Annotated in this window: 25 protein-coding genes and 1 pseudogene; 21 read left to right on the forward strand and 5 right to left on the reverse strand. The window is 55.5% G+C overall.

The genetic code is table 11. The features are described 5' to 3' along the window. Positions 1 to 158: 158 nt before the first annotated feature. The 5 genes and pseudogenes from C3708_RS10755 (at position 159) to C3708_RS10775 (ending at position 5,447) form a co-directional block, all read left to right on the forward strand. Positions 159 to 944, forward strand: a complete 786-nt coding sequence (locus tag C3708_RS10755; RefSeq protein WP_095283144.1) for an SDR family oxidoreductase — start codon at positions 159 to 161, stop codon at positions 942 to 944. A gap of 60 nt (positions 945 to 1,004) precedes the next feature. Further along, positions 1,005 to 2,459 (forward strand): FAD-binding oxidoreductase, encoded by a 1,455-nt coding sequence (locus tag C3708_RS10760; protein WP_103949240.1) that lies wholly within the window; start codon positions 1,005 to 1,007, stop codon positions 2,457 to 2,459. Continuing rightward, positions 2,449 to 3,869: pseudogene (locus tag C3708_RS10765) on the forward strand (MFS transporter). Before C3708_RS10760 ends, C3708_RS10765 begins: the two are co-directional and overlap by 11 nt. Next, positions 3,847 to 4,623 (forward strand): electron transfer flavoprotein, encoded by a 777-nt coding sequence (locus C3708_RS10770; RefSeq protein WP_103949242.1) that lies wholly within the window; start codon positions 3,847 to 3,849, stop codon positions 4,621 to 4,623. Before C3708_RS10765 ends, C3708_RS10770 begins: the two are co-directional and overlap by 23 nt. Further along, positions 4,620 to 5,447 carry an FAD-binding protein gene (locus C3708_RS10775; RefSeq protein ID WP_103949243.1) on the forward strand — a complete coding sequence of 276 codons (828 nt, stop codon included), beginning with the start codon at positions 4,620 to 4,622 and terminating at the stop codon, positions 5,445 to 5,447. Before C3708_RS10770 ends, C3708_RS10775 begins: the two co-directional genes overlap by 4 nt. Here the strand turns inward: C3708_RS10775 and C3708_RS10780 are convergent. From C3708_RS10780 to queD, 4 genes are all read right to left on the reverse strand, one after another. Further along, positions 5,444 to 6,019 carry a glycerol-3-phosphate responsive antiterminator gene (locus C3708_RS10780; protein WP_103949244.1) on the reverse strand — a complete coding sequence of 192 codons (576 nt, stop codon included), beginning with the start codon at positions 6,017 to 6,019 and terminating at the stop codon, positions 5,444 to 5,446. The two genes, C3708_RS10775 and C3708_RS10780, sit on opposite strands and share 4 nt — an antisense overlap. Positions 6,020 to 6,037: 18 nt before the next feature. Further along, the gene (locus tag C3708_RS10785) at positions 6,038 to 6,310 is read right to left on the reverse strand and encodes a ferredoxin family protein (RefSeq protein WP_133159919.1); all 273 of its coding nucleotides are present in this window, start codon (positions 6,308 to 6,310) and stop codon (positions 6,038 to 6,040) included. Beyond that, positions 6,301 to 7,569, reverse strand: a complete 1,269-nt coding sequence (locus C3708_RS10790; protein WP_103949245.1) for an FAD-dependent oxidoreductase — start codon at positions 7,567 to 7,569, stop codon at positions 6,301 to 6,303. Before C3708_RS10790 ends, C3708_RS10785 begins: the two co-directional genes overlap by 10 nt. Positions 7,570 to 7,650: 81 nt before the next feature. Further along, positions 7,651 to 8,016, reverse strand: a complete 366-nt coding sequence (queD, locus tag C3708_RS10795; protein WP_095283133.1) for a 6-carboxytetrahydropterin synthase QueD — start codon at positions 8,014 to 8,016, stop codon at positions 7,651 to 7,653. A gap of 309 nt (positions 8,017 to 8,325) precedes the next feature. Here queD and cysJ point away from each other — a divergent pair, with 309 nt between their 5' ends. From cysJ to C3708_RS10815, 4 genes are all read left to right on the forward strand, one after another. Further along, positions 8,326 to 10,131 (forward strand): NADPH-dependent assimilatory sulfite reductase flavoprotein subunit, encoded by a 1,806-nt coding sequence (cysJ, locus tag C3708_RS10800; protein WP_103949246.1) that lies wholly within the window; start codon positions 8,326 to 8,328, stop codon positions 10,129 to 10,131. Then, the gene (cysI, locus tag C3708_RS10805) at positions 10,131 to 11,843 is read left to right on the forward strand and encodes an assimilatory sulfite reductase (NADPH) hemoprotein subunit (RefSeq protein ID WP_095283129.1); all 1,713 of its coding nucleotides are present in this window, start codon (positions 10,131 to 10,133) and stop codon (positions 11,841 to 11,843) included. The genes cysJ and cysI overlap by 1 nt, the downstream gene beginning before the upstream one ends. Before the next feature lie 110 nt (positions 11,844 to 11,953). Continuing rightward, on the forward strand, positions 11,954 to 12,688 hold the full coding sequence (cysH, locus tag C3708_RS10810) for a phosphoadenosine phosphosulfate reductase (RefSeq protein ID WP_103949247.1): 735 nt from the start codon (positions 11,954 to 11,956) through the stop codon (positions 12,686 to 12,688). Between the two features lie 269 nt (positions 12,689 to 12,957). Then, on the forward strand, positions 12,958 to 13,110 hold the full coding sequence (locus C3708_RS10815; RefSeq protein WP_095283125.1) for a Hok/Gef family protein: 153 nt from the start codon (positions 12,958 to 12,960) through the stop codon (positions 13,108 to 13,110). 61 nt (positions 13,111 to 13,171) lie between these two features. On the opposite strand, the gene C3708_RS10820 is transcribed toward C3708_RS10815, so the two are convergent. Then, on the reverse strand, positions 13,172 to 14,215 hold the full coding sequence (locus C3708_RS10820; protein ID WP_095283123.1) for an aminopeptidase: 1,044 nt from the start codon (positions 14,213 to 14,215) through the stop codon (positions 13,172 to 13,174). A 269-nt stretch (positions 14,216 to 14,484) separates the two neighbouring features. Between C3708_RS10820 and cysD the strand changes: the two genes are divergently transcribed. The 12 genes from cysD (at position 14,485) to rpoS (ending at position 24,119) form a co-directional block, all read left to right on the forward strand. Next, positions 14,485 to 15,393 carry a sulfate adenylyltransferase subunit CysD gene (gene cysD / locus C3708_RS10825; protein ID WP_095283121.1) on the forward strand — a complete coding sequence of 303 codons (909 nt, stop codon included), beginning with the start codon at positions 14,485 to 14,487 and terminating at the stop codon, positions 15,391 to 15,393. A 9-nt stretch (positions 15,394 to 15,402) separates the two neighbouring features. Then, complete coding sequence (gene cysN, locus C3708_RS10830) at positions 15,403 to 16,830, forward strand: sulfate adenylyltransferase subunit CysN (protein WP_103949248.1); 1,428 nt, start codon at positions 15,403 to 15,405, stop codon at positions 16,828 to 16,830. Further along, on the forward strand, positions 16,830 to 17,435 hold the full coding sequence (cysC, locus tag C3708_RS10835) for an adenylyl-sulfate kinase (protein WP_103949249.1): 606 nt from the start codon (positions 16,830 to 16,832) through the stop codon (positions 17,433 to 17,435). Before cysN ends, cysC begins: the two co-directional genes overlap by 1 nt. 59 nt (positions 17,436 to 17,494) lie before the next feature. Beyond that, positions 17,495 to 17,818, forward strand: a complete 324-nt coding sequence (locus C3708_RS10840) for a DUF3561 family protein (protein WP_095283116.1) — start codon at positions 17,495 to 17,497, stop codon at positions 17,816 to 17,818. Between the two features lie 78 nt (positions 17,819 to 17,896). Further along, positions 17,897 to 18,208, forward strand: a complete 312-nt coding sequence (gene ftsB / locus C3708_RS10845; RefSeq protein ID WP_095283114.1) for a cell division protein FtsB — start codon at positions 17,897 to 17,899, stop codon at positions 18,206 to 18,208. A gap of 19 nt (positions 18,209 to 18,227) precedes the next feature. Then, entirely contained in the window at positions 18,228 to 18,938 is a 711-nt protein-coding gene (gene ispD / locus C3708_RS10850; protein WP_095283112.1) for a 2-C-methyl-D-erythritol 4-phosphate cytidylyltransferase, read from the forward strand. Next, positions 18,938 to 19,417, forward strand: coding sequence for a 2-C-methyl-D-erythritol 2,4-cyclodiphosphate synthase (ispF, locus tag C3708_RS10855; RefSeq protein WP_095283111.1), 480 nt, complete (start codon positions 18,938 to 18,940; stop codon positions 19,415 to 19,417). The genes ispD and ispF overlap by 1 nt, the downstream gene beginning before the upstream one ends. Continuing rightward, complete coding sequence (gene truD / locus C3708_RS10860; protein ID WP_095283109.1) at positions 19,414 to 20,463, forward strand: tRNA pseudouridine(13) synthase TruD; 1,050 nt, start codon at positions 19,414 to 19,416, stop codon at positions 20,461 to 20,463. The genes ispF and truD overlap by 4 nt, the downstream gene beginning before the upstream one ends. Continuing rightward, positions 20,444 to 21,205 (forward strand): 5'/3'-nucleotidase SurE, encoded by a 762-nt coding sequence (surE, locus tag C3708_RS10865; RefSeq protein WP_095283107.1) that lies wholly within the window; start codon positions 20,444 to 20,446, stop codon positions 21,203 to 21,205. The genes truD and surE overlap by 20 nt, the downstream gene beginning before the upstream one ends. Beyond that, the gene (locus C3708_RS10870) at positions 21,199 to 21,825 is read left to right on the forward strand and encodes a protein-L-isoaspartate(D-aspartate) O-methyltransferase (RefSeq protein ID WP_095283105.1); all 627 of its coding nucleotides are present in this window, start codon (positions 21,199 to 21,201) and stop codon (positions 21,823 to 21,825) included. The genes surE and C3708_RS10870 overlap by 7 nt, the downstream gene beginning before the upstream one ends. 116 nt (positions 21,826 to 21,941) lie before the next feature. Continuing rightward, complete coding sequence (nlpD, locus tag C3708_RS10875) at positions 21,942 to 23,066, forward strand: murein hydrolase activator NlpD (protein ID WP_103949250.1); 1,125 nt, start codon at positions 21,942 to 21,944, stop codon at positions 23,064 to 23,066. A 60-nt stretch (positions 23,067 to 23,126) separates the two neighbouring features. After that, the gene (gene rpoS, locus C3708_RS10880; protein ID WP_095283101.1) at positions 23,127 to 24,119 is read left to right on the forward strand and encodes an RNA polymerase sigma factor RpoS; all 993 of its coding nucleotides are present in this window, start codon (positions 23,127 to 23,129) and stop codon (positions 24,117 to 24,119) included. Positions 24,120 to 24,143: the final 24 nt, after the last annotated feature.

The following is a 24,143-nucleotide window of genomic DNA, read 5'->3' on the forward strand; positions in this document are numbered from 1 at the left end:
TGAGCGAAATCCATCTCTGTGAGTTTCATCACATTCGCGTTTGAGACGCTATGCTACAAATTATCCCAGTTACCAGAGAATATGAGAAAGGTGACTTCCCTCTTACCGGGGGAAGTTGCCTTTCTTTTTTTTTGCCTAAAGGATTGTGGAGCCACATTATGTCTATCGAGTCGCTTAATGCATTTTCTATGGATTTCTTCTCCCTCAAAGGGAAAACCGCGATCGTAACCGGCGGTAACAGCGGCCTGGGCCAGGCGTTTGCTATGGCGCTGGCGAAAGCCGGAGCCAACCTGTTTATCCCAAGTTTCATCAAAGACAACGGCGAAACGCGTGAGCTGATTGAACAGCAGGGCGTGGAAGTCGACTTTATGCAGGTGGACATCACAGCTGAAGGCGCACCGCGTCAGATTATTGCTGCCTGCTGCGAACGTTTCGGCACTGTCGATATTCTGGTTAACAATGCCGGGATCTGTAAGCTGAATAAAGTGCTGGATTTTGGCCGCGCCGACTGGGACCCAATGATAAGCGTCAACCTGACGGCAGCTTTTGAATTAAGTCATGAAGCGGCCAAAATTATGATTCCACAGCAGAGCGGCAAGATTATTAATATCTGTTCGTTGTTCTCTTATTTAGGTGGTCAGTGGTCACCTGCCTATTCGGCGACAAAACATGCGCTGGCTGGTTTCACCAAAGCCTATTGTGATGAATTGGGCCAATATAACATTCAGGTTAACGGGATTGCGCCAGGGTATTACGCCACGGAAATTACCACCGCCACCCGCAGTAATCCAGAAACCAATCAGCGCGTACTGGATCATATTCCGGCGAATCGTTGGGGTGATACTCAAGATTTAATGGGGGCGATGGTTTATCTCTCCAGTCGGGCGTCTGATTATGTGAATGGTCATTTATTAGTTGTCGATGGCGGCTATTTAGTCCGTTAATCATTTTTCGCTTAATTCGGTGGTTTCTGTTTATTACCGTTAAATCAGAAAGGAATTATTATGTCTTTATCCCGCGAAGCAATTGTTGAACAGGTAAAAGAAATTGTTGGCCCCGAGCGCGTGGTGACCGATGAAAACGTACTGAAGAAAAACAGCGTCGACCGCTTTCGAAAATTTGCCGATATCCACGGCGTGTTCACCCTGCCACTGCCTGCGGCGGTGGTTAAACTCGGCTCCACCCAGCAGGTTTCTGATGTGCTGGCGTTTATGAATCAGTACAAAATTAACGGCGTTCCGCGCACCGGGGCTTCCGCGACGGAAGGCGGACTGGAAACGGTGGTGAAAAATTCTCTGGTGCTCGACGGCTCCGGGATGAACAAAATCATCGATATTGATATCGAAAACATGCAGGCGACGGCCCAGTGCGGTGTGCCGCTGGAAGTGCTGGAAAACGCCTTGCGCGCCAAAGGCTACACCACGGGCCACTCGCCGCAGTCTAAACCGCTGGCGCAGATGGGCGGTCTGGTGGCGACTCGCAGTATCGGCCAGTTTTCTACCCTGTACGGCGCGATTGAAGATATGGTCGTCGGGCTGGAGGCGGTGCTGCCGAACGGTACCATTACGCGCATCAAGAACGTGCCGCGCCGTGCTGCTGGCCCGGATATTCGCCATATCATCATCGGTAACGAAGGGGCGCTGTGCTACATCACTGAAGTCACAGTGAAAATCTTCAAATTCACCCCGGAAAACAATCTCTACTACGGCTACATCCTCGACGAGATGAAAACCGGCTTTGAGATCCTGCGCGAAGTGATGGTCGAAGGCTATCGTCCGTCGATTGCGCGTTTGTACGACGCCGAAGACGGCACACAGCACTTCACCCATTTTGCCGAAGGCAAATGCGTGATGATCTTTATGGCCGAAGGCAATCCGCGCATGGCGCGCGCCACCGGTGAAGGCATCGCCGAGATCGTGGCGCGCTACCCGCAATGCACCCGCGTGGACAGCAAGCTTATCGAAAACTGGTTCAACAACCTCAACTGGGGCCCGGAAAAAGTGGCCGCAGAACGCGTGCAGATCCTCAAAACTGGCAACATGGGCTTCACCACTGAAGTATCCGGCGACTGGAGCAGCATCAACCAGATTTACGAGCGCGTCATTCACCGCATCCGTACTGAATTCCCGCACGCCGATGACATCACCATGCTCGGCGGACACTCGTCCCACAGCTACATCAACGGCACCAACATGTACTTCGTCTACGACTACAACGTGGTGGACTGCAAGCCGGAAGACGAAATTGATAAATACCATAATCCGCTGAACAAAATCATCTGCGAAGAGACGATCGCTCTCGGCGGTTCGATGGTGCATCACCACGGTATTGGTAAGCACCGCGTTCACTGGGCGAAAGCCGAACATGGCAGCGCATGGGCGTTGCTCGAAGGGCTGAAAAAACAGTTTGATCCGAACGGCATCATGAACACGGGTACGATCTATCCGATTGAAAAGTAGAACTTGCTGCGGCTTCTCTTCGGGGAAGCCGTCCTTTTTCCTCAAGGGGGAGCCATGAGCGCGTCACCCGTACGAATGGACGATCTGCCGCTAACCCGCTTTCACTGGCGTATTGCCGGACTCACCTTTGGTGCGCACCTGACCGACGGTTATGTGCTCGGCGTCATTGGCTACGCCATTATTCCGCTCCAGTCGCAGATGAATCTCACCGCCATGCAGGAAGGCTTGATCGGCGGCTCGGCGCTGTTTGGCCTGTTTCTTGGCAGCCTGATTCTGGGCTGGATCTCCGATCACACAGGACGTCAGCGTATTTTCACCTTCAGCTTTTTGCTGATCACGCTGGCCTCTTTTTTCCAGTTCTTTGTCACCTCGCCGGAGCAGCTGATTTTTCTGCGCGTGCTGATTGGCTTTGGCCTCGGCGGGGACTACTCCGTGGGCCACACGCTGCTGGCGGAATTTTCTCCGAAACGCTATCGCGGCATGCTGCTGGGCGCATTCAGCGTGGTCTGGACCATCGGCTACGTGCTGGCGAGCGTGGCGGGGCATTTGTGGATCAACAGCGAGCCCGAAGCCTGGCGCTGGCTGCTGGCGTCCACTGCCGTACCGGCGCTGGCGATCACGCTGCTACGGATGGGGACGCCGGAATCTCCCCGCTGGCTGATGCGCCAGGGGCGGATCGGCGAAGCGCACGCGGTAGTGCGGCGTTTCCTGGGCGCGAATGTGTTGCCGGGCGACGAAATCGCCGGGGTCACGACTCGTCATATCAGCACCCTGTTCTCCGCCCGCTACTGGCGGCGAACCGCGTTTAACAGCCTGTTTTTTATCTGCCTGGTGGTGCCGTGGTTCGTTATTTACACCTGGCTGCCAACCATCGCCGGGACAATCGGCCTGGAAGATGCGCTCACAGCGAGCCTGATCCTCAACGGCCTGCTGATTGTAGGCGCACTGCTCGGGCTGGTACTCACCTGGATGCTTTCCCGACGCCAGTTTTTGATTGGCAGTTTTCTGCTGTTGGCGCTGACGCTGACGGCGCTGGCCTTCACGCCTGCCAGCAATAGCACCCAGATTTTGTTGTTGTTCGTGCTGTTTAGCACGGCGATTTCGGCGGCGAGCAATCTGGTGGGGATTTTGCCCGCCGAAAGTTTCCCGACCGATATCCGCTCGCTGGGCGTGGGCTTTGCCACTGCCATGAGCCGTCTGGGGGCGGCAATTGCCACTGGGCTGTTGCCGATGGCGCTGCTCTCCTGGGGGATGCGTCACACGCTGCTGATGTTGGTGGCAGTCCTGCTGGTGGGGCTGTTGGTGTCGCTGCTGTGGGCTCCGGAAACGAAAAATCTATCGCTGGTGGAGGCGGCCGATCTTCCGCCAAAACCGCCGGGAAAAATCAATGAACATTCTGTTGGCGTTTAAAGCTGAACCGGATCTGTCGATGCTGGCGGAGACCGACTGGCAGGCATCAGCCGGCAGCGGAACTGGCCCGGATCGCACGTTGATGCGCGCGGTCATGGGCAATGACGAGCAGGGTGCAGCGGAGCTAATGCTGCTCGCACGTGAAACGAATCCCGCTCTGGAATTGAGTGCAGTCACAATAGGCGATGAGCGTGCGCTGCCTGGCTTACGCAATCTGGCGGCGTTGGGATTTTCCCGCCAGACGCTGCTCTTAAGTCCGGACGATCTGCGTTTCTTGCCTACGTTTGTGGCTGAACAGCTGGCGACACAGGCGAGGGAAAACACTGCGCAGCTGGTACTGCTCGGCAGTCAAAGCAGCGAAGGACAGAACGGGCAAACGGCGTGGCTGCTGGCGGAAATGCTCGGCTGGCCGTGTTTGTCATCGGTGCGTGGACTGCGCGTGGACGGCGATGGCTTTACGGTGGAGTGTGAAGATCAGCACCAGCGCAGCCTTTGGCATATCGATAGGCCCGCGGTGTTGCGGGTAAGTAATCGCGGGCAGATGGCGCTGCGGGTGCCTGGCATGCGTGCGCGGCTGGCGGCGGCGAAAGCAGATATTGAACAGCGGCAATGCGACGCAGCGGTTTCATCCATTTCTTGCCTTAGACTGGAGCGCCACATCGCTCGTCGCAGCGGCATTATCATCAACGAGCCTGCAAAACAGGCGGCGCAGCGTCTGTGGAATGACTACCTGGCGCAAAGGATGCAGCCATGAACATCGCGATCGTGATACTTAAACCCGAAGACGAAGGCCCGATGGCGGATTTTCTCGCCGTGCATGGGTTTAACCCGCAGCGTTGCTGGCGTGCAAAAGAGGAAAGGGCAGAGTCTCTACTGCCCTCGCTGGAGTCGGCTTTTATCACCGATTCGCCGGACATGGTGCTCTTTCCGCCCTCTACGGCAGGCGACGAACTGGCTACCCGGCTGGCGTGGCGGCTGGGGGGCAGCGCCATTTGTCAGGTTCAGGCCTGGAACAACGAGACGCACACCGCCACCAAAGCCGTGTATGGCAATGCGCTCACCGCCACGCTGCGGCCTGATCGTCGCCCGATTTGCCTGTCGCTGGCAGCGAATCTTCCCCGGCTGAACGCCGTTTTCCCGGCGGATATTCCCGTCACTGAGATAGTGTCCGCCGTAATATCAGGTGGTTTACCGGAGCCTGAGATCCTCAGCAAATCCGCGCATCCATTGCAATCTGCCAGAATTGTTCTGGCGACGGGGCAGGGGGCAACAAGCCCGGCGTTTGCCCAAATAGCCTCTGCATTCCATGCTGAATCGGGCTTTACCCGCCAAAGAGTGATGACCGGAGGTTGTGACGAACAGCGAATGCTGGGGATCTCCGGGCAAAATATTGCGCCTGAGGTATGCCTGATTGCCGGGGCATCGGGCGCATCGGCATTCATGGCTGGCGTGGCGCAAAGTCAGTTTATCGTTGCGATTAATTGCGATCCGGCAGCGGCAATATTTGCCGCAGCGGATGTGGGCGTTGTGGGCGATGCGCAGGAGGTGCTTCAGGCGCTGCTGGAGTGCCGGGTTTAGTTCAGATCTTTCGCCAGCTTCCAGACATCGGTATTGGTGGTGGACAGCGCCAGCACGCCAGCGGCGATCGCATTACGGGCGTCCTCTTCATCGCACACCAGGCCGCCCGCAATCAGCGGCTGGTGCACTTTCTCCGTCACCCAGTTCAGCACCTTCGGCATACAGCCGGGCAGAATTTCGATGCAGTCGGCGTTGGACTGCGCCACCTGTTTATCAATGTTATGAAACGAAATCGAATCGACAATAAACAGGCGGTGAATGCAGAAAAAACCCTCGGCGCGAGCGGCTTTCAGCATATTTGGCTTGGTACTGATGATCCCATCGGCCTGAGTGACCAGCTTAAGAAACTGAATCACAATCTCTTTATTCGACGCCCCTTCCAGTAAATCGACATGAATAAAGGCCATCTTCCCGGCCTGTTTAATCTTTTGCACGATCCCGGTGATGGTGCAGATATTGCCGTAAAGCACCGATATAAACTGACAGTCGGAGTCGATAGCGAGCTGTAGGCTGGCGTTGTCTTTGACCGCCGCGATAACCGGATTTTGTCTCAGCAGGTGAATTAATGGCACGAAAGATCCTTAGGTGAATTAACCAAAACGCAGGGTCAGCCCAGCGCCGGAAGGGGGATAATGCCAGTCGGCGAGCGTGTCGGGGCTCGCCAGCAGACGACAACAACCGCACTCCAGACAACCCTGAAAATGCACATTTACCTTGCCAGCGACATCTTGCGTAAACAATCCGGCAGGACAAATTTTTACCAGCTGTGAAATCTGTTCTTCGCTGAGTGAGTCGTGCAGGTGAAGATGTGCTTTCGCGGTGGGATGGTAGCAATTGCGGGCCAGGCTTTCGTTTACAGACATCGCAGACTCCTCAGAATATCAGCGCCCATCTGCGCAACGCCGAAGCGACGCGTATGACTTAACAGGATGCGCCACAGCGGCAGGTTGGTCGTGGCGTCCACCCGCGTTAAATCGCGCATTATGGCGCGGCTGAACTCTGGCCACTGATGATAAAAACTCTCACGCTGGAGCAGCGCGGGCACATGGCGATAGCGTTGAAGTTGCTGCCAAAGGATGCTGCGTTCCAGTTCGCGGTCAAACAGCGTTTGCAGTGGTTTTTTCGGCTGGCGGAAATGGGCAATAAGCGCCTGCGCGGCGGCCTGGGCGCTAAGCATCGCGGTGTCCATGCCCCGGACCGTCACGCCGGTATTGATGCAGGTGCGCAGCGCATCACCGATCAGCAGCCAGCCCTCACCGGCGCGCTGCAAGGGCACCGAATTAAGACCGCCTTCCGGCACCAGATGGGCGGCATATTCCAGCGTTTCGGTATCTCGAATCAACGGGCGTAGCGTCGGGTGGTGTTTCAGTTTTGCCAGCAGGGAGGAGGCGGAACCCGGTCCGTTTCGCAGGGACGCCAGCGGCGCGACAATCCCCAGCGACAACGACTGCTGATTGGTATACAGAAACGCCCCGGCGGGTTTGGTGCCGCAGATTTGCCCGCTGAACAGCCAGGCCGCGCCTTCGTTCTCTTCGAGATGGAAACGTTCCTGAATGCGCGAGGGGTCAAGGGCGAGCGTCTCTTTGATGCCCAGCGCCATCTGCTCCATCGACGGGCGAGAAACCAGATTCTGCTGCTCGGCGAGCAGACTGTTCGCCCCTTCCGCCAGTACCACGACGCGGGCTCTCAGTAATTCCCCCTCACACATCACGCCAGTGATACGGCCTTGTTCACGGTGCAACGCATCGACAGTGACGCCACACAGCAGTTGAGCCCCCGCCGCTTCCGCCTGTGCTGCCAGCCACGGATCGAAACGCGCACGCAATACGCTCCACGATGGGCTCGCCGGGTTTTGCGCACACAGGCTTGTTGCACCGTCAGCGGTTAACAGGGAGAAATGTTCGCGGGTAATGCGACGCTCAAGGGGAGCTGAATGGTGAAAATCAGGGAGAATATCGGCGAGAGCGTAGCCATACAGCCTGCCGCCTGAGAGGTTTTTGCTGCCGGGCTGTTCGCCGCGCTCGATGAGCAGAACGGACAATCCGGCGCGGGCACTGAGCAGAGCGCAGGTCGAACCTGCTATTCCTGCGCCAATAATAATAAGGTCAAAATCGTCCGCCACCTTGCGCTCCTTTTCCTGAGAACGCACAACCCTAACATAGCGAAATTAAAGGGAGTTTGACCGCTGCCTCAAAGGCAAACATCACTCGCCGCGATAAACGCAGCCTGCCGTGCAGGTTTCTTTGATGGTCACTGCGCTCAGCAGCGGAACCAGCGGCTTCATTTGATCCCAAATCCATTTTGCCAGTACTTCGCTGGTTGGGTTTTCAAGACCTGGAATATCATTCAGATAGTAGTGATCAAGCCTGTTATAGGTCGGCTTGAAGGCGGCTTTCAGCTCGGAGAAGTCCATAATCCAGCCCGTGTGCGGATCGACTTCACCGGTAATTTCAAGACGCACCATAAAGGAGTGACCGTGCAGACGACCGCATTTATGGCCTTCCGGGACATGCGGCAGGTGGTGGGCAGCTTCGAACATAAAATCTTTAAACAGGGTGGTGGACATCATTAACTCTCAGTAATGCGAATGCGGAAAAAACCGCCGAATAGTACCGGAAAGACCCTTTTTTAGCATTAACTAAAACGGCCCTTGCCAGCGCAGTGATGATTCGCCACAAAAAATACGGGTTAATGTGTTTTAATTCAGTAGGTTGCTTTATCGGTTTTAATGTTAAGAACCATGACTAAAACCGGTTAGTTCTTTTGGTTATTTATTATTTCCATCCCTTCTTTAATTGTTATTATCCCCGCCGTTAACCTTATCTCTAGTTTGGTCTTTTTGCATAAATTCCGCTTTGCTACTGGAACATAACAACGCATGACAACACAGGCCCCACCTTCGAATTTGCTTCCCCTGAACCCGGAGCAACTGGCGCGCCTCCAGGCGGCCACCACTGATTTTTCACCCACTCAGCTCGCCTGGGTCTCCGGCTATTTCTGGGGAATGCTCAATCAACAGCCTGGGGCTGTGGCGACGACCGCACCTGCCGCGGTGGAAATCCCGGCGATTACGCTGATCTCTGCGTCGCAAACGGGTAACGCCCGCCGCGTGGCAGAAGCACTGCGCGACGACCTGCTGGCCGCCAAACTAAACGTGAACCTGGTCAACGCCGGGGATTATAAATTCAAACAAATCGCGTCAGAAAAACTGGTTATTGTGATTGCTTCCACGCAGGGCGAGGGCGAACCGGCGGAAGAAGCGGTCGCGCTGCATAAATTCCTGTTCTCGAAAAAAGCGCCAAAACTCGACGGCACCGCGTTTGCGGTCTTTGGTCTTGGCGATACCTCCTATGAATTCTTCTGCCAGTCCGGCAAAGACTTCGACAGCAAACTGGCGGAGCTGGGTGCAGAGCGCCTGCTGGACCGCGTCGACGCTGACGTGGAATATCAGCCTGCCGCCGCCGAATGGCGCGCGCGCATCGTTGAGGTGCTGAAAGCCCGCGTACCGACAGAGTCCACCGCGCAGGCCGCGGTGACTGCCTCGGGCGTGGTCAATGAAGTGCTGACCAGCCCGTATACGAAAGAACAGCCGCTGACGGCGAGCCTGTCGGTGAACCAGAAAATCACTGGCCGCGATTCGGAAAAAGACGTTCGCCACATCGAAATCGATCTCGGTGATTCCGGTTTACGCTATCAGCCCGGCGATGCGCTCGGCGTCTGGTATCAGAACGACCCGCAGCTGGTGAAAGAACTGGTGGAGCTGCTGTGGCTGAAAGGCACTGAAACCGTCACCGTTGACGGCAAATCGTTGCCGCTTTCCGAGGCGCTGCAGTGGCACTTCGAGCTGACGGTCAACACGGCGAACATCGTTGAGAATTACGCCACTCTGACCCGCAGCGAATCCCTGCTGCCGCTGGTGGGCGACAAAGCTAAACTCCAGCATTACGCCGCAACCACCCCGATTGTGGACATGGTGCGTTTTGCGCCGGCTCAATTGGATGCCGAAGCACTTATCGGCCTGCTGCGTCCGCTGACGCCGCGTCTCTACTCTATCGCCTCATCGCAGGCGGAAGTCGAGAGCGAAGTGCATATCACCGTCGGCGCGGTACGCTTTGATATCGAAGGCCGCGCGCGCGCCGGTGGAGCATCGAGCTTCCTGGCCGATCGCGTCGAAGAAGAGGGCGAAGTGCGGGTGTTTATTGAGCACAACGACAACTTCCGCCTGCCTGCTAATCCTGAAACGCCGGTGATTATGATTGGTCCTGGTACCGGCATCGCACCGTTCCGCGCCTTCCTGCAGCAGCGCGCGGCGGATGAAGCACCGGGCAAAAACTGGCTGTTCTTCGGCAATCCGCACTTTACGGAAGATTTCCTTTACCAGGTGGAGTGGCAACGCTACGTCAAAGAGGGCGTGCTGAACCGCATCGATCTGGCCTGGTCTCGCGACCAGAAACAAAAAATATATGTACAAGACAAACTGCGCGAACAGGGCGCAGAGCTGTGGGCGTGGATCAATAACGGTGCCCACCTTTATGTCTGTGGCGACGCCAATCGCATGGCGAAAGACGTCGAACAGGCTTTGCTGGACGTGATTGCCGAATTCGGCGGTATGGATGCCGAAACGGCGGACGAATTTTTAAGTGAGCTGCGCGTAGAGCGCCGTTATCAGCGAGATGTCTACTAATGAGCGAAAAACACCCTGGCCCACTGGTGGTCGAAGGCAAACTGACGGACGCCGAGCGCATGAAGGTAGAGAGCAACTACCTGCGTGGCACCATTGCCGAAGATTTAAATGACGGTCTGACCGGCGGTTTCAAAGGCGACAACTTCCTGCTGATCCGCTTCCACGGCATGTACCAACAGGACGATCGCGATATTCGCGCCGAACGCGCTGAGCAAAAGCTCGAGCCGCGTCACGCGATGCTTCTGCGCTGCCGCCTGCCGGGTGGTGTCATTACCACTAAACAGTGGCAGGCGATTGATAAGTTTGCCCATGACAATACGATCTACGGCAGCATTCGTCTGACCAACCGTCAGACCTTCCAGTTCCACGGCATTCTGAAGAAGAACGTCAAGCCGGTGCATCAGATGCTGCACTCCGTGGGCCTCGACGCGCTGGCGACCGCCAACGACATGAACCGTAACGTGCTCTGCACCTCGAACCCGTTCGAGTCCGAGCTGCACGCTGAAGCTTACGAATGGGCGAAAAAGATTTCCGAACATCTGCTGCCGCGCACCCGCGCCTATGCAGAGATTTGGCTCGATCAGGAAAAGGTTGCGACCACGGACGAAGAGCCGATCCTAGGTCAGACTTATCTGCCGCGTAAGTTCAAAACTACGGTGGTGATCCCGCCGCAGAATGATATCGATCTCCATGCCAACGACATGAACTTTGTGGCGATTGCCGAGAACGGCAAGCTGGTAGGCTTTAACCTGCTGGTGGGCGGCGGTCTGTCGATTGAACACGGCAACAAAAAAACCTACGCCCGTACCGCAAGCGAGTTTGGTTACATCCCGCTGGAGCACACGCTGGCGGTGGCCGAAGCGGTAGTGACGACGCAGCGCGACTGGGGGAATCGTACCGATCGTAAAAATGCGAAGACCAAATATACCCTTGAGCGCGTCGGCGTTGAGACGTTCAAAGAAGAAGTGGAACGTCGTGCAGGTATTAAATTTGCGCCGATCCGCCCGTACGAATTCACCGGTCGCGGCGATCGCATCGGCTGGGTGAAAGGGATCGACAATAAATGGCACCTGACGCTATTTATCGAGAACGGTCGTATTCTGGATTATCCAGGCCGTCCGCTGAAAACCGGTCTGCTGGAAATTGCTAAGATTCATAAAGGCGAGTTTCGCATCACGGCGAACCAGAATCTGATTATTGCGGGTGTGCCGGACAGCCAGAAAGCGAAGATCGAAAAGCTGGCGCGCGAGCATACGCTGATGGATGCGGTCAAACCGCAGCGCGAAAACTCGATGGCTTGCGTCTCCTTCCCGACCTGTCCGCTGGCGATGGCGGAGGCTGAGCGTTTCCTGCCGTCGTTCACCGATAAAGTGGAAGCGGTGCTGGAGAAACACGGCGTTGGCGACGAACACATTGTGATGCGCGTGACCGGCTGCCCGAACGGCTGTGGCCGCGCGCTGCTGGCGGAGCTGGGGCTGGTCGGCAAAGCGCCGGGCCGCTACAACGTCCATCTCGGTGGAAACCGCAGCGGGACGCGCATTCCGCGCATGTACCGTGAAAACATTACCGAGCCGGAAATTCTTGATTCCCTCGACGAACTGGTCGGGCGCTGGGCGAAAGAACGTGAAGCGGGTGAAGGCTTTGGCGACTTTACGGTACGCGCGGGCATCATCCGCCCGGTACTCGACCCGGCGCGAGATTTCTGGGAGTAGTTATTATCGCCCGGTGGCGCTAACGCTCACCGGGCCTACAAAGTACCGCAAATTTTGTAGGCCGGATAAGGCGCAGCCGCCATCCGGCAAAACAGGCTAACGAGGAACTTATGTCCAGACTCGATCTAAACGCCCTAAACGATCTGCCTAAAGTCGAACGCATTCTCGCTCTGGCAGAAACCAACGCCCAGCTAGAGAAACTCGATGCGCAGGGCCGCGTCGCGTGGGCGCTGGAAAACCTGCCGGGCGACTATGTGCTCTCGTCGAGCTTTGGCATTCAGGCGGCGGTGAGCCTGCATCTGGTGAATCAGATCCGCCCGGACATTCCGGTGATCCTCACGGATACCGGCTACCTGTTCCCGGAAACCTACCAGTTCATCGATGAGCTGACGGACAAACTCAAGCTGAACCTCAAGGTCTATCGCGCAGAGCAAAGCGCGGCGTGGCAAGAAGCCCGCTACGGCAAGCTGTGGGAGCAGGGCGTCGAGGGCATTGAGAAATACAATGAGATCAACAAAGTCGAACCGATGAACCGGGCGCTGAGTGAGCTGAACGCCAAAACCTGGTTTGCTGGCCTCAGGCGCGAACAGTCTGGCAGCCGTGCCAGTCTGCCGGTATTAGGTATCCAGCGCGGGGTATTTAAAGTCTTGCCGATTATCGACTGGGACAATCGAACGGTTTATCAGTATCTGCAACAGCACGGGTTGAAATACCATCCGCTGTGGGATCAGGGCTATTTGTCGGTGGGGGACACCCATACCACCCGCAAATGGGAGCCGGGCATGGCGGAAGAAGAGACGCGTTTCTTTGGGCTTAAGCGCGAGTGTGGGTTGCACGAAGGATAGACTTCATCGTTTAGCGGGATCTGTCTACTGCCTCCGGTTGTTATGAGCGGGGGCATTTTTATTGCGAGGCGGCTTCTGCATCTGGCACAACAATTTGGGCAGAAAAGGCGTGATACGTAATATGGCGACGGGTGCTTGAGGCTAACTGGCTTTGAGCATTTTCAAGGTTCCAGATAGACGAAAGCCCCAGGAGATATTTCTATCAACCCGAGGCCGACGTTGAACCCAGACAGTTCGATGTTAGCCTCTTCCTTGCAGGGAGGCAATACATGCTGACTAAATACGCCCTGGTGGCAATCATCGTGCTGTGTATTACGGCATTAGGATTTACGTTAATGGTGCGCGACTCACTCTGTGAGTTGAATATCAGAGAACGTGGTATGGAGTTCAAGGCTGTTCTTGCTTGCGAACCGAAGAAGTAGCGACAACGCGGGGGTGACCCCGCGTATTGCGCTGTAAGGGTTTACCCTCATGCACCCAATCTCAGGCTTTCCCCGCTTTCGCCAGTTCCTTCACCAGCGGTAGCATCACTTTCACTACGTCACGGCTGCGGTGCTCAATACGCTGCGGCAACGCGTGATCGATATGCTGCTGGTTATCCAGCCTGACATCGTGCCAGCTGGTGCCATCCGGGAAGGCTTTCGATTTGGCACGCTGCTGGTAGCCGTTTTTGTCGCCTAAGTTCCAGTTCGTGGCTTCAACGAACAGCACCGGGATACCCGCCTTATCAAACACTTCGCCATCGCTACAGCAGCCGGTGCCCTTCGGATAGTCGGGGTTACGACCTGGATTGATTGCCGCCAGAATACCGTGGCTGCGTGCAATGGCCAGCGCGCGGTCGCGCGTCAGTTTACGCACCGAGTTAGGCGTGGATTTGCCGCTGTTAAAATAGAGTTTATCGCCGACGATCAGGTTATCGAGGTTAATCACCAGCAGGGTATTTTTCTTTTCCGCCGCGCTCATGCGATTAAGCAGATTTTCCGCGCCGAGCATGCCTTCTTCTTCGCCGCTGGTGGCGACAAAACGAATACCGTATTTCGTTGGGATATCCTTCATGCGCTCTGCCAGTTCTAGCATCACACCGAGACCTGCCGCATTGTCATCAATACCCTGAAGCGTTAAACCGCCAAGATTATTGTCGGTATCCGCATCGCTCATCGGTGCGAAGGTATCGAGATGCGCCATGATAATAATCTGCTGTGCTGATTTGCCTTCGTGCGCCGCAATAACCGTACTGCCCGTTACGTTGTGCCAATTTTTGCTTTTATTGCGCGAGGTATAAATGTAGCGGCTGTGAAAAGCACGAATATCGCTCTGGTAGCCCATATCCGCAAACTGCTGGCGCAGATAATCGGCGGAGAGCATTTCTGCGGGCGTACCGGTCATTCGTCCTGGAAACAGTGTGGCAATATGGCGCGCCTGAGTTGATGCGATGTCACCCAACGGGTGAGGGGTTGCCTGTGCCGGGAGGATACAGCAAACGCCGAACGCCAGGGCAGCGATACGGTGGCGCATTGCGCAAAACATAGTGAGTCCTTAAAAAATAGAACAAAATTTTAACGCGCCTAGTATGAAACTGTGACCGCGCTTACACAATTTCATTTGCTCTTAAATGCCCGATATTTCGCGCGTTAAGCACTTTTTGATATTAGCTTTCTCGAGGCGTTATTCCATTGAGTAACTACTCATTCCAATTCGTAATTTCATTCACTCTAAGCCGCCCCCTATAGTCCCCCTATCAGAGACGCTTAAAACTAACTCAGAGAGCGATGGTTCTTCTGGCTTAAGGAACGGTTATGGACCAAAAACGACTTACCCACCTGCGGCAACTTGAAGCAGAAAGCATCCATATTATCCGCGAGGTGGCTGCCGAATTTTCGAACCCGGTAATGATGTATTCCATCGGGAAAGATTCCAGCGTCATGCTGCATCTGGCGCGTAAAGCGTTTTATCCGGGTACCCTGCCGTTTCCGCTGCTGCACGTTGACACCGGCTGGAAATTTCGTGAGATGTACGAGTTTCGCGACCGCACGGCCAAAGCCTATGGCTGTGAACTGCTGGTGCACAAAAACCCGGAAGGCGTGGCGATGGGCATCAACCCGTTCGTCCACGGCAGCGCCAAGCACACGGACATCATGAAAACCGAAGGGCTGAAGCAGGCGCTGAACAAATACGGTTTTGATGCGGCCTTCGGCGGCGCGCGTCGTGACGAAGAGAAATCCCGTGCCAAAGAGCGTATCTACTCTTTCCGCGACCGTTTCCACCGCTGGGACCCGAAAAACCAGCGCCCGGAGCTGTGGCACAACTACAACGGCCAGATTAACAAAGGCGAAAGTATCCGTGTCTTCCCGCTCTCCAACTGGACCGAGCTGGATATCTGGCAGTACATCTATCTGGAAAATATCGAAATCGTTCCGCTGTATCTGGCGGCTGAGCGCCCGGTGCTGGAGCGCGACGGTATGCTGATGATGATCGACGACGATCGTATCGATTTGCAGCCGGGCGAGGTTATCAAAAAACAGATGGTGCGCTTCCGTACGTTAGGCTGCTGGCCGCTGACCGGCGCCGTCGAGTCAAACGCGCAGACGCTGCCGGAGATCATCGAAGAGATGCTGGTCTCCACCACCAGTGAGCGGCAGGGGCGCATGATTGACCGCGACCAGGCAGGCTCAATGGAGCTGAAGAAACGTCAGGGTTATTTCTAAGGAGCCGCCATGAACAACACAATTGCACAACAAATTGCAGATGAAGGCGGCGTGGAAGCTTACCTGCACGCCCAGCAGCACAAAAGCCTGCTGCGCTTTCTGACCTGCGGCAGCGTTGATGACGGGAAAAGCACCCTGATTGGCCGTCTGCTGCACGACACGCGCCAAATTTACGAAGATCAGCTCTCCTCTTTGCACAACGACAGCAAGCGTCACGGCACCCAGGGTGAGAAACTCGATCTGGCGCTGCTGGTGGACGGCTTACAGGCCGAGCGCGAGCAGGGCATTACCATCGACGTGGCGTATCGCTATTTCTCCACCGAGAAGCGCAAATTCATCATTGCCGATACGCCGGGGCATGAACAATACACCCGTAATATGGCGACCGGTGCGTCGACCTGCGAGCTGGCGATCCTGCTGATGGATGCGCGCAAAGGCGTGCTGGATCAGACTCGTCGCCACAGCTTTATCTCCACTCTGCTGGGGATCAAACACCTGGTCGTAGCAGTCAATAAAATGGATCTGGTGAACTTCAGCGAAGAGAAATTCAACGAGATCCGCGAGAGCTATCTGACTTTTGCCGATCAACTGCCGGGCAATCTGGATATCCGCTTCGTGCCGCTCTCCGCGCTGGAAGGCGACAACGTCGCTTCTCAGAGTGCAAACATGCCTTGGTACAGCGGCCCGACGCTACTTGAAGTGCTGGAAACCGTTGAAATTCAGCGCCCCGTGGAAAACCAGCCGATGCGTTTCCCGGTGCAGTATGTTAACCGCCCGAACCTCGATTTCCGTGGTTTCTCCGGGACCATTGCCTCCGGCGTGGTAACGGTTGGCCAGCGCGTGAAGGCGCTGCCATCCGGCGTGGAATCGACGATTGCCCGTATCGTGACCTTCGACGGTGATTTGCCTCAAGCGGGTGCAGGCGAAGCGGTCACGCTGGTATTGAAAGATGAAATCGACATCAGTCGCGGTGATTTACTGCTGAATGCGCAAGAGAATGTGCCAGCCGTACAAAGCGCGTCGCTGGATGTGGTGTGGATGGCGGAACAGCCGTTGACGGCGGGACAAAGTTACGACATCAAAATCGCGGGCAAGAAAACCCGGGCGCGTGTGGATGGCATTCAGTATCAGGTGGATATCAACAATCTGGCCCAGCATCAGGTCTCTGAACTGCCTCTGAACGGCATCGGGCTGGTGGATCTCACCTTTGATGAGCCGCTGGTGCTCGACAAATATCAGCAAAATCCGGTAACGGGTGGGCTGATCTTCATCGACCGTCTGACCAACGTCACCGTTGGTGCGGGTATGGTGCGCGAGCCACACGAGCAGGCGACCGCTGCACCGTCTGAATTCAGCGCCTTTGAGCTTGAACTGAACGCGCTGGTGCGCAAACACTTCCCGCACTGGGGCGCACGCGATTTGCTGGGAGGCAAATAATGGCCGCCCATGATGAGAACGTCGTCTGGCATCCTCATCCGGTTACGGTCAGCGCGCGCGAGCAACTCCACGGACACCGTGGGGTTGTGCTGTGGTTTACCGGGCTTTCTGGCTCCGGTAAATCCACCGTTGCCGGGGCGCTGGAAGAGGCCTTGCATCAACAGGGTGTAAGCACTTATTTGCTCGATGGCGACAACATGCGCCACGGCCTGTGCAGCGATTTGGGCTTTAGCGACGACGATCGCAAAGAGAACATTCGCCGCGTAGGTGAAGTGGCGAGCCTGATGGCCGATGCGGGTTTAGTGGTGTTAACCGCGTTTATTTCACCGCATCGCGCCGAACGGCAAATGGTGCGCGAACGTGTCGGGAATGCGCGGTTTATCGAAGTGTTTGTCGATACGCCGTTGGCGGTGTGTGAAGCACGCGATCCAAAAGGGCTGTATAAAAAGGCGCGTGCGGGAGAACTGCGCAATTTCACTGGCATTGACTCTGTTTACGAAGCTCCTGAATCGCCAGAGATTCACCTGGAAGGTCAACAATTGGTAACAAATTTAGTAAGCCAATTATTAGACCTGCTCAGACGGGACGATATTATCAGATCCTGAGACGGTATCGAACGGATAGCTCGCTGCCCGTAAGATGTGTCATGGTCACAGGAACTGCTATGCGTAACAGTGAGAATTACATTATCACCGGGTCGGAAACCGTATCGACTGATGACGAGACGACCTGGTCACTTCCTGGGGCCGTGGTGGGCTTCGTCTCGTGGTTGCTGGCGCTCGGCATCCCGTTTCTGATCTATGGCCGCAATACGCTGTTTTTCTTCCTCTACACCTGGCCTTTCTTCCTTGCACTGATGCCCGTCGCCGTGGTGGTTGGCATTGCGCTGCACTCGCTGCTCAACGGGCGGCTTTTCTATAGCACTATCATTACCATCGCGACCGTGGTTATCATTTTCGGCCTGCTGTTTTTATGGCTGATGGGCTAACTTGAGACATAATTAAAACCCCAGAGTAGAGTCGAACGGAAAGTTATGGGATGATGATGCCGTTTTTCAGGGGGCTGGATGGGTAAATTAACACTGCTGTTGCTGGCTTTGCTGGTCTGGCTTCAGTATTCGCTGTGGTTCGGTAAGAATGGTCTTCACGACTATAGCCGCGTCAATGATGACGTCACGGCACAGCAGGCAACAAACGCAAAACTTAAAGCGCGAAACGATCAACTTTTTGCCGAAATTGACGACCTCAATGGCGGACAAGAGGCGATTGAGGAACGTGCACGTAACGAACTCAGTATGACGAAGCCGGGCGAGACTTTTTATCGTCTGGTGCCGGATGCGTCTAAACGCAATCAGGGCTCAGCACAAAACAATCGATAATCAGGCCCAGGATTACGACATGGCAGTGACTTTTTCGAAGGTATGCGCTGTGGTACCGGCAGCAGGTTTCGGTCGGCGCATGCAAACAGAGTGTCCTAAGCAGTACCTTTCTATTGGCGATAAAACGATCCTTGAACACTCTGTGGCGGCGCTGCTGGCGAACCCACGGGTGACGCGCGTTGTTATCGCTATCAGTCCGGGCGATGCCCGTTTTGCCAGGCTTCAACTTGCAAATCATCCACAAATTACTGTTGTTGATGGCGGCGCCGAACGTGCCGATTCCGTTCTGGCAGGCCTTCGCGCCGCAGGCGATGCGCAGTGGGTGTTAGTGCATGACGCCGCACGCCCGTGCCTGCATCAGGACGATCTGGCGCGTTTGCTGCAGCTCAGCGAAACCAGTTCTGTTGGCGGCATTCTGGCCGCCCCTGTGCGCGACACCATGAAGCGCGCAGAGCCAGGACTTACGAATATTGCCCATACCGTTGAGCGCGTCGATTTATGGCACGCGCTGACCCCTCAGTTTTTCCCCCGCGAACTGCTCAATGATTGCTTAACCCGCGCGCTCAATGAAGGCGCAACCATCACCGATGAAGCGTCGGCGCTGGAATATTGCGGTTACCACCCTGAGCTTATTGAGGGGCGCGCTGATAATATAAAAGTGACGCGCCCAGAAGATTTACAGCTCGCGGAATTTTATCTTACCCGGACTACCCCTCAGGAGAACGCATAATGCGAATTGGACACGGTTTTGACGTACACGCCTTTGGCGGCGTTGGCCCGATTATCATTGGCGGCGTACGCATTCCCTTTGAACAGGGCTTGCTGGCGCATTCTGATGGCGATGTCGCGCTGCATGCCTTAACCGACGCCTTGCTCGGCGCGGCAGCACTCGGCGATATCGGCAAACTGTTCCCGGACACCGATCCGGCCTTTAAAGGTGCGGACAGCCGTGAGTTGCTGCGTGAAGCCTGGCGCCGCATTCAGGCGAAGGGCTACACTCTGGGCAACGTTGATGTGACTCTCATTGCTCAGGCGCCGAAAATGCTGCCGCATATCCCGCAGATGCGCGTTTTTATCGCCGAAGATCTCGGCTGCCATATGGATGACGTCAACGTCAAAGCGACCACGACCGAAAAGCTTGGTTTTGTCGGTCGTGGCGAAGGCATCGCCTGTGAGGCGGTGGCGCTGCTGGTGAAGGCGGCCAAATGATCGATTTTGATAACCTAACGTATCTGCACGGCAAACCGCAGGGAAATGGCCAGCTAAAAGCCAACCCGGAAGATTTCGTGGTAGTGGAAGATCTCGGTTTCCAGCCGGATGGCGAAGGCGAACACATTCTGGTTCGTATCCTGAAAAACGGCTGCAATACCCGTTTCGTCGCCGATGCGCTGGCAAAATTCCTCAAAATTCACGCCCGTGAAGTGAGCTTTGCCGGGCAGAAAGATAAACATGCTGTTACCGAGCAGTGGTTGTGTGCGCGCGTGCCGGGCAATGTAATGCCTGATTTAAGCAAATTTGAGCTCGAAGGCTGTAAAGTGCTTGAGTACGCCCGTCATAAGCGCAAGCTGCGCCTCGGGGCGCTTCAGGGCAATGCCTTTACGCTGGTGCTGCGTGAAGTGACAAATCGTGACGACGTGGAAAAACGCCTGACCGCCATCAGCGAGCAGGGCGTGCCGAACTATTTCGGTTCCCAGCGTTTCGGGTTGGGTGGCAGCAACCTGCTCGGCGCGTTGCGTTGGGCACAAAGCAATGCCCCGGTGCGCGACAGGAATAAACGCAGTTTTTGGTTGTCGGCAGCCCGTAGTGCGTTGTTTAATCAGATTGTGAGCGAACGACTGAAAAAACCAGACGCGAATCAAGTTGTTGTCGGCGATGCGCTACAATTAGCGGGACGCGGCAGCTGGTTTGTCGCCACAAACGAAGAAATGACCGATCTGCAGGCGCGCGTCGACAATAAATCGCTGCTGATTACCGCCGCGCTGCCCGGCTCGGGAGAGTGGGGAACGCAGGGCGAAGCACTGGCCGCTGAACAGGCTGCAGTCGCTGAAGAGACAGAATTACAATCATTGCTGGTGCGGGAAAAAGTCGAGGCGGCACGCCGTGCGATGCTCCTCTATCCGCAGCAGTTGAGCTGGAACTGGTGGGATGACGTGACCGTCGAGTTGCGTTTCTGGCTGCCTGCAGGCAGTTTTGCCACCAGCGTTGTCAGGGAACTTATTACTACGTCGGGTGACTATGCGAATATTGCTGAGTAACGATGATGGGATCCATGCGCCTGGAATACAGACGCTGGCTAAACACCTTCGCGAATTTGCCGAGGTGCAGGTCGTTGCTCCCGATCGTAACCGCAGTGGCGCGTCCAACTCCTTAACGCTCGAATCATCGCTGCGTACATTCACGTATGAAAATGGCGATATCGCGGTACAGATGGGAACGCCGACGGACTGCGTGTTCCTGGGCGTTAATGCGCTGATGCGCCCACGCCCGGATGTAGTGGTGTCTGGTATCAACGCAGGCCCAAATCTGGGCGATGACGTGATCTACTCCGGTACGGTCGCGGCAGCAATGGAAGGGCGCCATCTGGGGTTCCCGGCGCTGGCGGTTTCCCTTAATGGACATAAGCATTATGACACCGCCGCTGCGGTGACCTGTTCGATCCTGCGCGCGCTGAACCGCGAGCCGCTGCGCACAGGGCGAATTCTGAATATCAACGTGCCGGATCTGCCCCTTGAGGAGATCAAAGGCATTCGCGTGACGCGCTGCGGCAGCCGCCATCCGGCGGATAAAGTGATCCCGCAGCAGGACCCGCGCGGCAATACGCTCTACTGGATTGGTCCGCCTGGCGAACAGTGCGATGCCGGGCCGGATACGGATTTTGCAGCGGTGGATGCAGGCTATGTTTCCGTCACGCCGCTGCACGTAGATTTAACAGCGTATAACGCGCAAGATGTCGTGTCTGGCTGGCTTGAACGTGCCGGAGTGAACACTCAATGGTAAGTAAACGTGTACAAGCTCTTCTGGAACAATTGCGCACTCAGGGCATCACTGACGAGCGTGTGCTTGAGGCTATCTCACAGGTACCCCGTGAGAAATTTGTCGATGAGGCGTTTGAGCACAAAGCGTGGGAAAACGTTGCCTTGCCAATAGGACAGGGGCAGACGATTTCGCAGCCGTACATGGTGGCGCGGATGACGGAACTGCTTGAGCTGACGCCGGAGTCACGCGTGCTGGAGATTGGCACCGGTTCAGGGTATCAGACGGCGATTCTGGCGCATCTTGTCCATCACGTCTGCTCGGTCGAGCGTATCAAAGGTTTGCAGTGGCACGCCCGCCGTCGCCTTAAGCAGCTTGATTTACACAACGTTTCTACACGTCACGGTGATGGCTGGCAGGGCTGGCAGGCTCGCGCACCGTTTGATGCCATTATCGTGACGGCAGCACCGCTTGAGATCCCGACTGCGCTGTTAACGCAGCTGGACGATGGCGGCATTCTCGTTTTGCCGGTGGGCGATGAACAGCAGCTGCTTAAGCGCGTTCGTCGACGGGGCGGCGAGTTTATTATCGATACCGTAGAAGCCGTACGCTTTGTGCCTCTGGTCAAGGGAGAGCTTGCCTGATACTCGGAATTTTCCAGGGTTATTCGGAAATATTCGGCGTATGGTGTGGCGCAAAAGGTTCGTGCCATCACGGTTAATTTTAAGTCACTGGTAGTTAACACATTCCTGGGGGATAAATGAGCGCGGGAAGCCCAAAATTCACCATCAGCCGTGTTGCGGCATTGTCATTGGTTTCGCTTTGGCTGGCAGGTTGTACAAGTTCTAATAACGCGCCTGCTCCTGTGAGCTCTGTTGGCGGGAACGGCAATTCGGGAAGTACCTCCGGTGGAATGCTAATCACCCCTCCGCCTAAAATGGGCAATGTGGCGACGCAGCAAACTCCACAGATCCAGCCTGTTCAAGTGCCGACCACGCAGCCCACTCAGATTCAGCCAGTGCAACAGTCTGTGCAGACCGAAAATGGCCGCATAGTCTATAACCGCAAGTATGGGAACATTCCGAAAGGCAGTTATACCGGCGGCAGCACCTACACCGTGAAACGCGGCGACACGCTTTTCTATATCGCGTGGATCACCGGGAACGATTTCCGCGACCTCGCCCAGCGAAACAGCGTACAGGCCCCGTATGGTCTGGAAGTAGGGCAGACGCTCCAGGTCGGTAATGCGACCGGTACGCCACTGACGCCAGGCAACTCTGTTTCAGCCGCGGATGTCACCGCACAAAATAACAGCGTTAAACCTGCGCAAAATACAAGCGCAGTGGTTGCTTCACAACCAACAATTACGTATTCTGAAGATTCAGGTGAACAGAGTGCTAACAAAATGTTGCCGAATAATAAGCCGTCTGCGACTGTCGTCACAGCACCGGTGACGGCACCTGTGGTTAGCTCTACCGTACCGACTGCCAGCAGCTCGAGTTCCAGTGCGCCAATTTCTTCATGGCGTTGGCCTGCTGATGGCAAAGTTATCGAAAACTTCTCTTCCTCCGAGGGGGGAAATAAAGGGATCGATATCGCAGGAAGTAAGGGACAGGCAATCATCGCGACCGCAGATGGACGCGTTGTGTATGCCGGTAACGCTCTGCGCGGTTACGGTAATCTTATTATCATCAAACATAACGATGATTACCTGAGTGCCTACGCCCATAACGATACAATGCTGGTCCGGGAGCAACAAGAAATCAAGGCGGGGCAAAAAATCGCTACCATGGGTAGCACCGGTACCAGTTCTACACGCTTGCATTTTGAAATTCGTTACAAGGGGAAATCCGTAAACCCGCTGCAATATTTACCGCAGCGATAATTTGACGAGGCATACCGCTTCAGGGTGTCTCGTTCAGGGATCACGGGTAGGAGCCACCTTATGAGTCAGAATACGCTGAAAGTTCATGATTTAAATGAAGATGCGGAATTTGATGAGAACGGAGCTGAGTCTTTCGATGAGAAAGCCTTAGTTGAAGAGGAACCCAGTGATAACGATTTAGCTGAAGAAGAGCTGTTATCGCAGGGCGCCACACAGCGTGTGCTTGACGCGACTCAGCTTTACCTTGGAGAGATTGGTTATTCTCCACTGTTAACGGCCGAAGAAGAAGTATATTTCGCGCGTCGCGCACTGCGTGGAGATGTTGCCTCACGCCGCCGCATGATTGAAAGTAACTTGCGTCTGGTGGTGAAAATTGCTCGTCGTTACAGCAATCGTGGTCTGGCACTGCTGGATCTGATTGAAGAGGGCAACCTGGGCCTGATCCGCGCCGTTGAGAAGTTTGACCCAGAACGTGGGTTCCGTTTCTCGACGTACGCGACCTGGTGGATTCGTCAGACCATCGAACGGGCAATCATGAACCAAACCCGTACGATTCGCCTGCCGATTCACATCGTCAAAGAGTTGAACGTTTATCTGCGTACTGCGCGTGAGTTGTCCCATAAACTGGACCACGAACCTAGTGCAGAAGAGATTGCCGAACAACTCGATAAACCGGTTGATGACGTAAGCCGTATGCTGCGTCTCAATGAGCGCATTACCTCCGTCGACACCCCGTTGGGTGGCGACTCCGAAAAAGCGCTGCTGGACATCCTGGCCGATGAAAAAGACAACGGTCCGGAAGACACCACGCAAGACGATGATATGAAACAGAGCATCGTCAAATGGCTGTTCGAACTGAACGCCAAACAGCGTGAAGTGCTGGCACGTCGTTTCGGTCTGCTGGGGTATGAAGCTGCGACACTGGAAGATGTGGGCCGTGAAATTGGCCTGACTCGTGAACGTGTTCGCCAGATTCAGGTAGAAGGTTTGCGTCGCCTGCGTGAAATCCTGCAGGGGCAAGGGCTGAATATCGAAGCGCTGTTCCGCGAATAAGCCATTTTCATCTAAAAGAGGCCC

Source organism: Lelliottia sp. 7254-16, assembly GCF_002922995.1.
GTDB lineage: Bacteria > Pseudomonadota > Gammaproteobacteria > Enterobacterales > Enterobacteriaceae > Enterobacter > Enterobacter jeotgali.